This window comes from Verrucosispora sp. SN26_14.1 (genome assembly GCF_004307965.1).
Lineage (GTDB): Bacteria > Actinomycetota > Actinomycetes > Mycobacteriales > Micromonosporaceae > Micromonospora.
In genome coordinates, this window is sequence record NZ_SISL01000006.1 from 26,214 (window position 1) to 42,556 (window position 16,343).

Consider the following 16,343-nt stretch of genomic DNA (forward strand, 5'->3'; position numbering starts at 1 on the left):
CAACCTATCTAGGGAGATGGGCGACGCGGTCCAGAGGTTAGGCTGCCCGGACAGAACAACCGACTTATTGCTTGGTGTTCTTTTTGTCGAAATATTGGAGATCAGGTCTGTGACGGCATCCAAGCCTGACGTCCGCCGTTGGCTCGCCCCCGGTGCAATGGTGGTGATCCGTGACGAGGAGTGGCTGGTCCGAGCGACCGAGGACACCGCCGACGGTGTGGCGGTGCATGTGCAGGGTCTCGGTGAGCTGGTACGTGACACGACGGCGACGTTCTACGACACCCTTGACGACGTCACTCCACTGGACCCGGCTGAGGCCCGGGTCGTCGCGGACGCCAGTCCCCGATACCGCACAGCCCGACTCTGGCTGGAGTCCACCCTGCGCAAGACCGCCGTTCCGCTCGCCGGTCGGTCGCTGTCGGTGTCCACTCGCGGCCTCGCCGATGCGCTCGGCTATCAGCAGGCGGCGGTCCGCAAGGCCCTGGATCCGGCGAGCCTGCGACCGCGCATTCTGCTCGCCGATGCGGTCGGCCTCGGCAAGACCCTGGAAATCGGCATGATCCTGTCCGAGCTGGTTCGCCGCGGGCGAGGTGACCGCATCCTCGTGGTGACCCCACGCCACGTACTGGAGCAGATGCAGCAGGAGCTGTGGACGCGGTTCGCCCTGCCGTTCGTACGCCTGGACACCGCCGGTATCCAGCGGGTCCGGCAGAAACTGCCGGCCACCCGCAACCCGTTCACCTACTACCGCCGGGCGATCATCTCCATCGACACCCTGAAGTCGGATCGCTACGTGGCCAGCCTGCGCAAACAGCACTGGGACGCGGTCGTCATCGACGAGTCGCACAACCTGTCGAACGCCGAGACGCTCAACAACCGCCTCGCGCGGCTGCTGGCCCGCACCACGGAAGCGCTGATCCTGGCCTCCGCCACCCCGCACAACGGCAAGGCCGACTCCTTCGCCGAGTTGATCCGCATGCTCGACCCGGTCGCCGTCCCGCCGAGCGGTGAACTAAACCGGGACGAGATCCGGCGGCTCGTCGTGCGACGCCACCGGCACAGCCCGGAGGTCGCCAGCGCGGTCGGCGCCGACTGGGCCGAACGACGCGAGCCGAACAACGTCCTGATACCGGCCACCCCGGAAGAGAACGCGGTCGCCAGCGAACTGGAGCACACCTGGCTGTGGCCGGGCACCGGCGGGAGTCCGTACTCGGGTGCACGCGGGACGTTCTTCCCCTGGACCTTGGCGAAGGCGTTCCTGTCGTCACCGGCGGCGTTGCAGGAAACGATCGACGGACGCATCGAACGGATCACCAAGGACACCAAGTTGCCTGCCGATCGGGCCGAGGTCGAGCTGCGGGCGCTTCGCCACCTCGCCGGCCTCAACGAGCGCACCATGCGTACGCCGTCGGCCAAGTACACCCGGCTGGTGGCGTACCTGAAGGAGATCGGCGTCGGGGCGGGCTCCGCCTCCCGGGCGGTGGTCTTCGCCGAGCGCCTGGAAACGCTGCGCTGGCTGCACCGCAGCCTGCCGGGCGACCTCGGCCTGCCGAACGACGCGGTCGAGCTGATGCACGGCGGCCTCACCGACCCCGAGCAGCAGGAACTCGTCGAACGCTTCAAGCAGGAGCAGTCGGCAGTACGCGTGCTGGTCACCGGTGACGTGGCCTCCGAGGGTGTCAACCTGCACGCCCAGTGCCACGAGCTGATCCACTACGACATCCCGTGGAGCCTGATCCGCATCGAACAGCGCAACGGGCGCATCGACCGCTACGGCCAGAAACACCCGCCGCAGATCACCGCCCTGCTACTCGACCCGGCCAGCGAACGATTCGCCGGCGACGTCCGGGTGTTGGCAAAGCTGATCGAGAAAGAGGACGAGGCGCACACCGCCCTCGGCGACGTCGCGTCGCTGATGGGCCGCTACGACGTCAAGGGCGAAGAGGACGAGATCCGGGCGGTGCTCGCCGGCACCAAACAGCTCGACGACGTCGTCCGGCCGGTCGCCGAGGTCGCCACCGGCACCGACCTCGCCGCGCTCTTCACCCAACTCTTCGACGCGCCAGGGCAGAGCGACGAGCCGGCTGCGGCCCCGGAGGTCGTACCGGACGACGGCGCCGGCCTGTACGACGACGAAGTCTCCTACCTCGAGGACGCGCTGCGGGAAGCGTTCATCGACCCGACGGCGACACCGGCTCGCGGTGGAGTCGGGTGGCGCCGGGACAAGGCGTTCGGCACCGTGGAGCTGACTCCGCCGCCCGATCTGGTGCAACGGCTGGAGGTGCTGCCGCAGAGCTATCTCGCCGACCGCAAGGTGACCAAGCGTCTGGTGCTCGCCACCACCGCCGCCCGGGGCAAGGACAGGTTGGCCGCCGCGCTGCGCGACGACAAGGGCACGAGCTGGCCGGACGCGCACTACCTGAGCCCGCTTCATCCGGTGCTCGACTGGGCCGCCGACCGGGCGTTGGCGGCGCTCGGCCGCAACGAGGTGTTCGCGGTCCGCGGTGAGGTGGACGCGCCGACGGTGCTGCTGCTCGGCACCTTGACCAACAAGCGCGGGCAGGTGGTCTCCACCGCGTGGCTGACCGCTCAGTTCCCCATTCCCGACGACCCGTCGTTCGCACTGGTGACCCCGCACGACTCCATCCGCGACGCGCTGCAGGTGCTCGGCTGGACCACGCCCCGGGCCAATCCGGGTGCCATCGCCACGGTCGGTCACCTTCAGCCCCTGATCCGGCCAGCGGTCGATGAGACTGCCGCCTACCTGGAGAAGACCGTCTTCGAGGCGGCCAGCCGGGACGCCCAGGAACGGGTCGACGCGTGGCGCCGCAAGCTCGACGCGTGGGACGGAGAGACGGCGGTTCTGATCCGGCGTAGCGACGCGGCGGCGAGTCGGGAACGCATCGCGGAGGAACGGAAACTGACCGAGTCGATGGCGCCGGCCCGGCAACTGGTACGTCCGCTGCTGGTGGTCGTGCCCGACACCGAGGGGGAACTCCAGTGAGCAGGTCGGACGCGATCCTCGTCGGCGAAGGCTGGATCTCCGAGCACTACTTCACCACCGACGCCACCAAGGAGTCGTTCCGGGCGAAGATCCTGGAACGCCGCGCCGGATGGGACGCCGAGGAGAACGCCGGACGGTCGACACCGCGATCCCGATTCCTGGCGGCCCGCCGGAAGTTGGAGGTCGACCTGGCCACCCTCTCCGAACTGTTCGACCCGGCGTCGGCCACCGAGCAGGCCGGAAGCCGAACCGCACACGAGGTGCCAGGACAGGTGCTCCGCGTGGTACGCGACGTCCTCGGTCTCGACGCGCCGGGCCTGATCGTTTCCGAATCCGGGCCGCTCAGCCGGGTTTCCTCAGCCGGCGCATCGGGTTCGGCACCGCTGGTCGTCCTCGCCGCCCTTCCGGTGGCCGCGATCGAGGAACTGCTCGCTCGGGACGCCGTCACGCTCGGGCAGGCGGTTCAGCTCACCGAAGACGGCGAGGAGATCAAGAGCGCGGCCCGGCTGCTCTCCGCGCTCTTCGTCGCCGACGACGCACCCGAGCTGGCGCTGGTGCTGGCCGGCCGGTGGGCGCTGCTCGCCGAACGTGAACGCTGGGCCGAGGGCCGCTACCTCGCCGTCGACCTGCAATCGGTCTGCGAACGCAACGACATTAAGAAGGGCGGCGAGATCGACCGGGCGCTGGCCTGCCTCTGCGCCGAGTCGATCGCCCCGGACGCGGACGGCAAGCTGTGGTGGCATAGCGTGCTGGAGGCGTCGGTCAAGCACACCGTCGGCGTCTCCCAGGATCTACGCGACGGCGTACGTCTCTCCATCGAAATCGTCGCCAACGAGGTCGTCGCCCGCCGCCGCGCCCAAGGACTGTCGCCGCTGCCGAAATCCGAGGCGCAACCCCTGGCCCGGCAGTCGCTGCGCTTCCTCTACCGGATCCTGTTCCTGCTCTACGCCGAGGCGTCACCAGAGCTGGGCGTCCTGCCCGTCGGCGCACCCGAATACGACCAGGGATACAGCCTCGACCGGCTGCGTGAGCTGGTGCAGGTCGAGCTGGCCACACCCCGGGCCCGCGCCGGCACCCACCTCTACGAGTCGCTCGGCGTACTGTTCCGCCTGGTTGACAAGGGCCACCCCAAGACCGCGGCCGAGGAGGGCGAGACGAGCGCCACCGGGCTGGTCTTCAACCCGTTGCGCGCCGACCTGTTCCGCCCCGAGGCCACCGCCCACATCGACGCGGTGGGCCTGGGCAACGTCGCCGTCCAGCAGGTGCTGGCGCACCTGCTGCTCAGCAAGGAACAACGCGGTAGGGACCGAGGCTTCATCTCGTACGCCGAACTGGGCATCAACCAGCTCGGCGCGGTCTACGAGGGCCTGATGTCCTACACCGGCTTCTTCGCCGACACCGACCTCTACGAGGTCGCGAAGAACGGAGACGGGGCGAAGGGCTCCTGGGTGGTGCCGGTAGATCGAGCCGACGGCATCGCCGCCACCGACTTCGTGACGACCATCGACCCGGCGACCGGCGAGCGGCGGCCGGTGCTGCACCGCCAAGGGACGTTCGTGTTCCGCCTGGCCGGTCGGGAACGCCAGCAGTCGGCCTCCTACTACACCCCCGAGGTGCTGACCCGCTTCACCGTCGGGCAAGCCCTGGAGGAGCTGCTCACCGACGACACACCCGCCGAGCAGATCCTCACGATGACGATCTGCGAGCCGGCACTCGGCTCGGGAGCATTCGCCATCGAAGCGGTCCGACAACTCGCCGACGAATACCTCAAGCGCCGCCAAAAGGAGCTTGAACAGCGCATCGACCCGGACGAGTACCCGAAACGTTTGCAGGAGGTCAAGGCGTACCTGGCGCTGCACAACGTCTACGGCGTCGATCTCAACGAAACCGCTGTCGAACTCGCCGAGATCTCCCTCTGGCTGGACACCATGGTCGAGGGCCTGTCCGCGCCCTGGTTCGGCCTACACCTGCGCCGCGGCAACTCACTGATCGGCGCCCGCCGCGCCGTCTACCGCCGCAGCCAGGTCACCGACAAGTCGTGGTTGGGCGCGGTGCCACAGGAGGTGCCGCTGACCCGGCTGGTGGAGGACATCGACGCAGGCAAGGTCGCCACGGACGGCGTCCACCATTTCCTGCTCCCCGCCGACGGCTGGGGTTCGGCCGCCGACGCGAAAGAGGCCGCCGCCCTGGCTCCGGACGCCGCGACCCGCCTCAAGAAATGGCGCGGCAGCACCAAGACCAAACCCAGCAAAACCCAGGTCGATGCATACGCGGAGCTGGCACACCGGGTCGAAACGCTGTGGCAGATCGCCTACCGTCGACTTGCCATCGCCGAGCAGGAGATCCGTCGGTCGATCCCGGTCTGGGGCGTCAACGAGTTACCGGCCGGCGGAGACGTCCAGCGGGAGCAGATCGAGCGGGCCCTCGCCGACGAGGAGGGCGCCTACCGGCGGCTGCGCCGAGCGATGGACGCCTGGACCGCGCTCTGGTTCTGGCCGCTCACCGACACCCTCGCCACCGTCGACGGCGAAGTGATCCAACCGCCGATGGTCACGGAGTGGATCGCCGGTTTGCGGGCGCTGTTGGGACGCAACCCGGACGTACACAAGCGCAAGCCGGTCGAGCTGCGCTTCGGCGTCGGCATGAGCTGGGACGAACTCGGCGAGGCCGAACGCCTGGACCTGGGCTTCGCGAGCGCAGAGTCCATCGACGAGGTGCTGCAGAAACATCCCTGGTTGGTAGTCTGCGAACGGATCGCCCGACGGCAGGGCTTCTTCCACTGGAACCTGGACTTCGTCACCGTCTTCGCCCGAGGCGGCTTCGACCTACAAGTCGGTAACCCACCCTGGGTACGGCCGATCATCGCGATCGAAGGGCTCCTCGCGGAAGGAGACCCCTGGTGGCAATTGTCCGGCAAAGCGGACCAGTCCACATTGGAGTCTCGACGACGGGAGACACTTCGCCTACCTGGAATCAAGACGTTGGTGATCGACGGTGTAACCGATACGGCTTGCGTGGCTGGCTTCGTGGGCTCGCTTGCCCAGTACCCACATCTTCAGGGTTTCCAGCCGGATCTATACCGATGCTTTACCGAACAGATGTGGCGCAACTCATCGCAAACGGGAATAATTGCGATGATTCATTACGAGACTCACTTTACGGATGAACGCGCCGGGCCGATGCGCTCCGAACTGTACCGACGACTTCGTCGACACTGGCACTTCCAAAACAAGCTGAAGCTTTTCGAAATCAAGGACGAGAAGCAATTCGGCGTTACAGTTCAAGGATCTCCGAGGAGTGATCCGAGCTTCGTCCAAGCATGTTGGCTCTACCACCCACACACAATAGAACGGTCGTTGCAGCACGACGGCAGCGGTCCAGAGCCTGGCATGAAGGACGAGTTCGGGATGTGGGACCTCCGCCCCCATCGAGGTCGCTTGACCTGGGTAAACACAGACACTATCCGCACCTGGCAAGAACTTCTTGAGTCGACCGATGAACTACTGCACACGAAAATGGTATTCACGGTAAACCAGTCTGCGGCATCGATGCTGAACAAGCTTTCCGATAAATCACGAATCGGCGAGCTGGGCTTTCTCCAGTCGGATGGCTGGCATGAAACTGGCGACTGGCGTAAGGGATATTTCGAGACAGGATGGGCAATTCCGAAGGATTGGCAAGATGTAATCCTTCAGGGTTCACACATTTTCGTTGCACGCCCCCTTTACAAAACGCCCAACCCTACACTCAAGAACAAGGATGACTGGTCGCCTTCGGACCTCGAATCCCTCTCACCTGACGCAATTCCTGCAACAGGCTACCAGCCAGCAGGGGAAAGACATCGATACGATCGGAACTACACCCACTGGGAACAAGCCGGCGCGCTTCGACCAACTAGGGACTACTATCGAATGGCCTGGCGTCGTCGAGCAGCCAACACCGGGGAACGCACACTCATGTCCGCCTTAATTCCGCCGGGCGCTGCTCATGTCAACACGGTGCAGACCGCAGGCCACTCCGATGGCGGGAAGCGTAGCCTCCTCCTAACATTAGCAATTACATCTTCTCTCATTGCCGATTTCCTAATTCGCTGCGTACCGAAAGACGACATTCGAATGGGATCGATCAATCGTCTACCTCGGATCACCGCGCCAGATACCGAAGACCTCCTCACGCTAAGGACACTTCGACTCAACTGCATCACGAACGCCTATTCCGGGATATGGCGCGAATGCTACAGTGTTGAATTCGAGAGAGATGACTGGCTCGGGGGGTTCGAACACGGTCGCCGCAGACCTCTCGGGCAGGTCGGGTCCGAGTGGGTGGCGGATACACCACTGCGGATCGCAGCCGACCGACGACAGGCGTTAGTGGAAATCGATGCCCTTGTCGCGTATGCGCTGGGACTTTCCGCCGACGAGCTATGCACTGTGTACCGTACGCAGTTTGCCGTTCTCTACGGGTATGATCGTAACGGATACTATTACGACGCCAATGGGCGGTTGGTGCCGAACTCCGTGCTCACCGTATGGCGGAAGAAGGGCGATCGGATCACTGCGGAGGAGCGGACCGCAACCAACCAGGCCGGCTACACCTACACCTACGAGCTGCCGTTCGTCACCCTGGACCGGGAGGCGGACATGCGGCAGGCGTACGCGGTCTTCGAGCAGCGGCTGCGGGAGCGGCAGTGACCGAGTTACTGCCCACCTTCCAGGCGACTCGGATTCAGCATGCGCTGGTCGACTATCTGACGACGACGTTCGGGTTGACCGACGGGGATGCGCGGGACGGGCTGGACCGGTTCCTCTCCGACCCGGACACGGGCATGTTCAAGGGGCCGTACGTGCGGTTGCGGTTGCCGTTCCGGCCGGCCGACGAGGGGTGGCGGTCCAGCCTGGAGTGGTACGAGGGCTTTCCGCCGTACGGTCATCAGGCTGCGGCGTTCGCCCGGTTGGCGTCGGCGGTGGACGGTCAGCCGCGTCGGCCGTTGCCGACGCTGGTAACCACCGGCACCGGGTCCGGTAAGACCGAGGCGTTCCTGCATCCGATCCTCGATCATGTGCTGCGGGCCCGGCGTGCCGGGGTGATCGGCACCAAAGCGCTGATCCTGTATCCGATGAACGCGCTCGCAAACGACCAGGCGGCGCGGCTGACCAAGCTGCTCACCACCGAGCCGGCGTTGGCCGGGGTGACGGCGGCGCTCTACACCGGGCAGACGACCGCCACCCGCATGGCGGTCACCCCCGACGGGCTCATCAATGATCGTGCGGTCATCCGGGAGACCGCGCCGGATCTGCTGCTCACCAACTACAAGATGCTCGACCAATTGTTGTTGCGCGCCGAGGATCAGGAGTTGTGGCGGCAGTCCGCGACGAGTCTGCGCTACCTGGTGCTGGACGAGTTCCACACCTACGACGGTGCGCAGGGCACCGACGTGGCGATGCTGCTGCGCCGGCTCGGCCTGGCCCTGCGGAGTCACTGGCGCGACGACGACCCGTTGATCGACGAGGCAGCGCGTAATCGTCCGCTGGGTCTGATGACGCCGGTCGCCACGTCCGCGACGCTCGGCGACAAGGGCGACCCGTCGGTGATGCGTGGGTTCGCCGGCACCGTCTTCGGGGAACGGTTCGACTCGACGTCGGTGGTCACCGAGACCCGGCTCAGCTTGGCGGAGTGGACCGATGGTGCGGCCCAGACCGTGGCGGCAGCCGGATTCGCCCCGGTCGCCGTGGGCGAACTACGCGCCGCCGGGCTCCGGCGGCTGCCGGAGGTGAGCCCGGACTCCTCCGGCGAGGAGGCCGCGTACGCCGTACTCGGTCTGCTCTATGGGGTGCCCACCGACAAGCTGGCCGATGCGACGCCGGAGCTGTTGTCGGCGTTGTGCCGGGCGCATCCGCTCGTGGTCGAGCTGGCCCGCACGGCCGGTCAGGCCGTCGCTCTCAGCGACCTGGCTCTGCGGGTGTTCGGCCCGCAGGACGAGCCGGAGCCGGCCGAGGCGCTGCTGTCGCAGGTGTTGGCGATGCTGGGGCACGTACGCAAGGTCGTCGGCCGGAATGCGCTCTCGGTCGAGGCGCACCTGTGGGTGCGGGAGCTGACCCGCATCGACCGGTCCGCGACGGCGACGGCGGCGTTCCGGTGGAGCGACGACGGTCCGCCGGTCGCTGCGGACGAGGCCGAGGAGGCCCGGCCGTCCTTTCCCGCGATCTACTGTCGGCATTGCGGGCGCTCCGGCTGGGGTGTCGGTCTCGCACCGGTGGGCGACAGCCTCGCCCCGGACGACGAGGGCATTCGCAGGCAGCACGCCACCCGGGAGGGACGGTTCCGGCCCCTGCTGTACGCGCCCGCCGAGGCGATCGTCCGGTCCGACGGCGAGAAGCCGCCCGAGGGACTGGTGTGGTTCGCGATTCGCAGCCGGGAGTTGCTGCACCGGGTCGCCGAAGACGATCCTGATCTTCGTGACGGCTGGGTTCTGCCGGTGCTCACCAACGTGGGTGCCGCCGCCGACGAGCTCAGCCGCAAGGACACCTGCCCGTCGTGCGGGCAGGAGGACGGCATCCGGTTCCTCGGCAGCGCCATCGCCACGCTGCTGTCGGTGTCGCTGTCGACCCTGTTCGGGGCGCCGAAGCTGGCGCCCGAGGAGAAGAAGGCCCTGGTCTTCACCGACTCGGTGCAGGACGCGGCGCATCGGGCCGGTTTCGTGCAGGCTCGGTCGCACATCTTGACGCTGCGTTCGGTGCTGCGCGAAGCGGTCGTGGACGGTGCGCTGACTCTCGACCGGCTGGTCGAGGAGGTGCTGGCGCAGGCCGGCGACGATCCGGTCCGACGGTACCGGCTGCTGGCCCCGGAGTGCGCCGACCGGGAATCCTTCACCCCGTTCTGGCAGGAGTCGAGGCAGCGGGCGGTCAAGCCGTCGGTACAGTCGCGGGTGCGTAAACGGTTGGCCCTCGACGCGGCCCTCGAGTTCGGCTTGAACTCGCGTACCGGCCGCACCCTGGAACTGACCGGATCCGTCACCGTCGAGGTGGAGGCTGGGCTGCCGGCGCGCGTCGCCGGCCTGGCCCGAGCCGCGTTGAGCGGCACCTCGTGGCAGGAACGTCTGGGCGAGGCGGGCGGCGGCGACGCCGCGCTGGTGCAGTGGGTACGCGGTGTCCTGGACCGGATGCGGGTCCAGGGTGCGATCGACCATCCATGGTTCGAGCGCTACCGGGCGGAGGACGGCCGCCGCTGGTCGATCTGGGGTGGCCGGCCCCGGGGCGACGGCATGCCGGCCTTCCCCCACGACCGCCCCGCCCCCGCCTACCCGAAGGTCGGTGGCTCCGCAGATTCCGGCGGTCTCGACCCGGTGACCTCGGCACAATCCTGGTACGCCCGCTGGACCTCGCGGGTGCTCGACGTCTATCCGCTCGACGGTGGTCGACTCGCCCGGGTGTTGTTCGACCGGCTCGCCCGCGACGGTGTGCTCACCACGACGACCAGCCAGTCCGGCGCCACCGTCTACGCCCTGCCGGTCTCCGGGGTGGTGGTGGCCCCCACGCACGAGGACGACCTCGTCGCCGGGCGGCACCTGCTGGTCTGCGACACCTGTCGAGCCGGCACCCCGGGCAGCCTCGTCACCGTCGACCAGTTGACGGACGCGCCCTGCCTGAACGTGCGCTGTCGCGGACGGCTGCGCCAGCAACCGATGTCGCCGAAGAACTTCTACCGCAGTCTGTACGCTTCGCCGGACATGCGTCGAGTCGTCGCCCGGGAACACACCAGCCTGCTCGACGACGCGACCCGGCTGGCGTACGAGGACGGTTTCCGGGACGCGGCGACCAGCCCTCAGTCGCCGAACGTCCTGGTCGCCACGCCCACCCTGGAGATGGGCATCGACATCGGCGACCTGTCGGCGGTCATCCTCGCCTCGCTGCCCCGTACCGTCGCCTCCTACCTGCAGCGGGTCGGGCGGGCGGGCCGCCTCACCGGCAACGCCTTCGATCTGGCCTTCGTCACCGGTCGTGGCGAACATCTGCCGAAGATCGGCGACCCGTTGTCGGTGATCGACGGCGAGGTGCGACCGCCTGCCACCTATCTCGCCGCCGAGGAGATCCTGCGCCGGCAGTACACGGCGTACCTGATCGACGCGTTCGCGCGGGAACCCGGGCGTCGTCGTCCGCGCAAGGCCAGCGGGGCGATCGGTTCGTACGCGCCGGGAACCTTCCTCGGCGACCTGATGTCGCACGCCGAGCAGTCGTGGGAAACGGATCTGGACCAGTTCGCCGCCATGTTCGACGAGCTACCCGTCGAGGTGGTGGACGGACTTCGCGACTGGCTGAAACCGGTCGCCGGTCCGCGCAGCAGCGGCTTCGCCCACCGCGTTCGCGACGCCAGTGACCGCTGGCGGCAGACCGTGGCACTGCTCGAAGAGCGGCAGACGGCGATCACCGATCTGCTGCCCGAGTTGGAGGCCCGGGTGCAGTCGCCGGCAGTGACCGACGACGACAAGCAGGCGCTGCGGTCGGCACAGGCGACCCGACAGTTGACCAGAGGGCAGCTCGCTCATCTGCGGAGCAGCTACTGGATCGGAGTCCTGGAAGAGTACGGGCTGCTGCCCAACTACACCCTGCTCGACGACAGCGTCACCCTGGACGTCGGCCTGTCCTGGATCGACCCCGACGACGGCAAGTACCGCTACGAAAGCGCCCAGTTCCAACGAGGTTCGGCCCAGGCCCTGCGGGAGTTCGCCCCCGGGGCCACCTTCTACGCCCGGGGTTGGGAAATCGAGATCGATGCGGTGGATCTCGGCCTGGACGGTGCGTCGATCCGTACCTGGGCGCTCTGCCCCGCCTGCGGTCATGGCTGCGACATCGCCGCGACCGGCCGCGAGAGTGTTCCCGTCGCCTGCCCGCGCTGCGGCAGCCGGGGCATACACGACACCGGGCAGCGCCTCGACGTCGTCGAACTCACCCGGGTCTCGGCCGAGGTACGCCGAGACGAGGTCGCCATCTCCGACCGGCACGACGAACGCGGTCGCGTCGCGTTCCAGATCGTGACCGCCGCGGATGTCTCCCCCGAGCACATGGACGACCGGAGGTTCGTCGAAGGAACCGGGCTGGGCTGGGTCCACCTGCGGTCGGTCGACATTCGGTGGCTCAACCTCGGTCCGGCCGGTCACGGCACGGCCCGAACCATCGCCGGTGCCGAGCGGCAGGGAACGCTGTTTCGAGTCTGCTCCGGCTGTGGAAAGCGCGACACCGAGAGCGGCCGCAACCGCGCCCACGAGCACCGTCCATGGTGTCCGCACCGGACCGCCCCGAACGAGGTGACCAGCACCGTCGCGATGTCCCGGACCCTGCGTACCCAGGGGCTGTTGATCCGGCTGCCGCACACGGTCAGCCTCGGCGACGACTTCGCGGTGCCAAGCCTGTCCGCGGCGCTGCTGCTCGGACTACGGGAACAGATGGGCGGTCACCCCGACCACATCCGGGTCGAGCAGGTCGTCGACCCGACCCTGTCCGACGGCAACGACAACCACGACGCGATCCTGCTGCACGACACCGTGCCCGGTGGCACCGGTTACCTGGCCGGCATCGCCGAGCCGGACCACCTGCGCGAGCTGCTGGTCCTTGCCTGGGACCGGGTCCGGGACTGCCCCTGCCGCCACGAGGAGCGTCTCGCCTGCCATCGCTGCCTGCTACCGTTCACCGCACCGGGAGTGACCCGGCGAGTTTCGCGGGCATCGGCCGAGCGTCACCTCCGTACCCTGCTTGGTTTGCCTGCCGACGTTCAGACGGCCGAGGACACGACCTGGACGGTGACCAAGCTGGCTCCGCGCGAAGAACCCGAGTCACATCTGGAACGCTCCTTCCACCGCGTGTTCCTCGGCCGACTACGACGCATCGGCGCCGCCGTCACCGAGACCCCGTCGCCGGTCGGCAACACAGCCCGGTTCACCCTGCCCGGCACGCACCGCCAATGGACCCTCAGTCCGCAGGTCAACGTCGCGGACTCCCGGCCGGACTACCTGTTGAAGACCGGGGACATGAACGTGCCCGACATCGCGATCTTCACAGACGGGCGGGCATACCACGCGACCGCCGCAGTCAACCGCCTCGCCGACGACGCCGTCAAGCGGTCCAACCTGCGCGAGCTGGGCATCCTGGTCATCGCTTTGACCAGCGCCGACGTCGCCGCCGCCGAGACCGCCACGAACGTCGCACCGCCATGGTGGAACCCGGCCCTGGCCGGCAATTTGATGAACGTCCCCGGCTTCCAGGCCCCGCCGGAAACCTACAAGGCCCTGGGACACGGCATGGTCGACTGGCTCGTCGGCTGGGTTCGCGATCCCAACCCGACGGCGGTTCAGGCCGCCGCCCGAGCCGTGCCCATGTTCCTGTCGGCCGGCGCCCAGCCGATCCAGACCTCCACCACGGTCGCCCTTCCCCAGATTGGTCGAGCAACGCTGCTCGGGGAGGATCTACCCGCCGGTGAACGCCGGCTCCATCTGCGCCGCTTCGGATCCCTCGCGGCGGTCATCGAGATGACGGGCGGGGGCGTCGAGGTCGCCGTCGTACTCGACGACCGCAACGAGATGCTCGGCGACGACCACGCGGATTCCTGGCGGGCCTGGCTGCGGCTCGCCAACGCGCTCGGCCTGCGCGACTGGCCGACGACTGTGACGACGACAAGTCTCGTCGAGCCGGTGACCGCACAGCCGGACCAGGCCGGACCGGGCCGCCCGGTCGGAGCCTGGGCCGACGCCTACGACGCGGCGTTGACCGAGAACGAGAAGGAACTGATCAGCGCCCTCGCCGGCGAGAACGTCGCACCGCCCACCATCGGCGCGGAAGGGCCCGACGGCATTCCGCTCGACATCTGCTGGCCCGCTCTCCGCGTGGCTGTCGCCTTCACCCACATGTCGCAACAGGACCGAAGCGACCTGGCCCAGCACGGCTGGCACCTGGTGGAACCCGACCCCGCCAAGGTCGTCACCGCCCTGGAACGCGCCGCCGCCGAGACGGACGAAGGAGACTGATGCCGACCATCATCATGGGAAAACTCGCCAGCAAGATCGATGGATCGGTCCGTGGCAAGGCGATGAGCTTCCTGCAGAAACTCGGGGCCGACGACACCACCCCCGGCCTGCACATCGAACCCATCCAGCACAGCGCCGACCCGCGGGTTCGCACCGGACGAGTCGACGAGTTCTGGCGGGCCGTCATGTTCCGCCTCGACGGGGACGGCGACACCCACTACGTCATTCACGGCATCTGGCCGCACGACGACGCCATCACCACCGCGCAACGCGTACGCCTGAAGGTCAATCCGATCAACGGACTGCCTCAGGTGGAGGAGATCGAGCCGGCGTTCGTCCCCGTACCGCAGCCCCCCGCGACCACCACACCGGAGTCGGCGAAGCCGTTGTTCGCTCGCCTCGGTCACGAACACGCCGACCTGATGGACAAACTCGGTCTGCCCGAGGACGTCGCCACCCAGGCAGCGGCAGCCGCAGACGAGGACGTCATCCTCGCGCTCGCCGAACGTCACGACGGTTGGATCGGCACCATCCTGGTCGACTTGGCGGCCGGCGACGACATCGACGCGGTCGTCCAGCGGATGCAGTTGGAGAAGACCTCCTCGTCCGACGACGACGCCGACGTGCTGCAGTCCCTCAAACGGCCGGCGGCTGCGCTGCAATACGCGTTCATCGACGGCCAGGAAGAACTCCGCCGCGTCATCGAAGGCGGAGACTTCGGCGCCTGGCGCATCTTCCTGCACCCCGAGCAGCGCCGGTACATCGACCGGCCGTACAACGGGCCGTTCCGGCTCGCTGGCGGGGCCGGCACCGGCAAGACCGTCGTCCTCGTCCACCGGGCGCGTGCCCTCGCCCAACGCGACCCAGCGGCCCGCATCGTCCTCACCACCTTCACCGCCAACCTCGCCGACGCACTCGGCGACAGCCTCACCCAGCTCGACCCACGAGTGCCCCAAACCAAGACGCTCGGACAACCGGGCGTGTACGTAACCGGCGTGGACGCGCTCGCCGCCGCCGTGTTGCGGACCGCAGGAAACGGTCTCGCGCCGGCCATGCGCGACGTCCTCGGCGAGGAGCGCGCGGCACCGCTGTCGCGTACCACGCCGAACCTGTGGCGCGAGGTCGTCGAATCGACCGGCACTTCGCTCCCGTCAGAGATCGCCAACGAGACGTTCCTGGCCACCGAGTACACGCATGTCGTCCTTCCGAACAAGGTGCACGACGAGACCGGCTACCTACGGGTGCGCCGGCCAGGACGAGGCGTCGCCCTGGACCGGGCCAAACGCCGAGCCGTCTGGGCACTGATCGACGCCTACCGGGAACGCTGCCGAATCGACGGCAGCCTCGACTTCACCGAGGCCGCCGCAGTTGCCGCAGCACACCTGGCGGCAGGCGGGGACCGCCCGGCCGATCACGTACTGGTCGACGAAGGGCAAGACCTCTCCCCCACCCACTGGCTCCTGCTCCGGGCCACCGTCGAGCAACGCCCCGACGACCTGTTCATCGCCGAGGACTCACACCAGCGCATCTACGGCAGCCGCGTCGTCCTCGGACGCTACGGCATCGCCATCGTCGGCCGATCCCAACGCTTGACGCTCAACTACCGCACCACCGCACAGAACCTGCGCTACGCCATGGCCTTTCTGGACGGCAGCCAGTACGTCGACCTACAGGACGAACCGGAAAGCACGGGCTACCGATCCGCCCGAAGCGGTCCCGCACCCATCGAAGTGGTCGTCGAATCGCTCACCGACGAACTACACGCCGTCGTTCGCCACGTCCGCTCGTGGCTCGACGCCGGAGACACCCCGGAGACCGTGGCGGTCCTGGTACAGGACCGGTTCCACCGCGACCGCGTCGTCACCGCCCTCACCGAACAGGGAGTGGACGCCCGCGCCGTCGACCGCGACCGCCCACCGACGGGCCGAGTGCCGGTCCTGACGATGCACCGGGCCAAGGGCACCGAGTTCTCCAAGGTCGTGCTGGCCGCCGGCAAACCAGCGCTGGCCGAACTCGAACGCCTCGCCGGGCTGGATCCCGCCGAGCGAGCGGACGCCGAACTTCGGGGTCGTTCACTGAGATACGTCGCGGCGACACGGGCACGCGACCAACTCGTCGTAGTCAGGCGCAACTGACGGGCGTCGAGTGACTTGTCGCGGCCTGTCGAGGGATGTTCAGACCCGAGGACTGCGGCAATGGCTCTCGTGCGAATCACGCCTTCGCGTACCAGCTTCGCACCGTCGGCCGTACGGGCCGCACTTCGCGCCAAGCTGGATTCGCCTACTTTCACCATGGCGTCGTCCGAGGCGACATGGATTACATCGA

General features: G+C 67.9%; 4 protein-coding genes. All 4 read left to right on the forward strand.

Annotated elements, in window-relative coordinates:
* Positions 1-157 precede the first annotated feature (157 nt).
* Genes EYA84_RS01340 through EYA84_RS01355 form a run of 4 tightly spaced genes read left to right on the forward strand, consistent with a single transcriptional unit; the run spans position 158 to position 16,153 of the window.
* On the forward strand, positions 158-3,004 hold the full coding sequence (locus EYA84_RS01340; protein WP_131051149.1) for a helicase-related protein: 2,847 nt from the start codon (positions 158-160) through the stop codon (positions 3,002-3,004).
* Positions 3,001-7,695 carry an Eco57I restriction-modification methylase domain-containing protein gene (locus EYA84_RS01345; protein WP_131051140.1) on the forward strand — a complete coding sequence of 1,565 codons (4,695 nt, stop codon included), beginning with the start codon at positions 3,001-3,003 and terminating at the stop codon, positions 7,693-7,695. Before EYA84_RS01340 ends, EYA84_RS01345 begins: the two co-directional genes overlap by 4 nt.
* Positions 7,692-14,018 carry a DEAD/DEAH box helicase gene (locus tag EYA84_RS01350; RefSeq protein ID WP_131051141.1) on the forward strand — a complete coding sequence of 2,109 codons (6,327 nt, stop codon included), beginning with the start codon at positions 7,692-7,694 and terminating at the stop codon, positions 14,016-14,018. The genes EYA84_RS01345 and EYA84_RS01350 overlap by 4 nt, the downstream gene beginning before the upstream one ends.
* A complete protein-coding gene (locus EYA84_RS01355; protein ID WP_131051142.1) occupies positions 14,018-16,153 on the forward strand; it encodes a UvrD-helicase domain-containing protein in 2,136 nt (711 codons plus the stop codon). Before EYA84_RS01350 ends, EYA84_RS01355 begins: the two co-directional genes overlap by 1 nt.
* Positions 16,154-16,343: the final 190 nt, after the last annotated feature.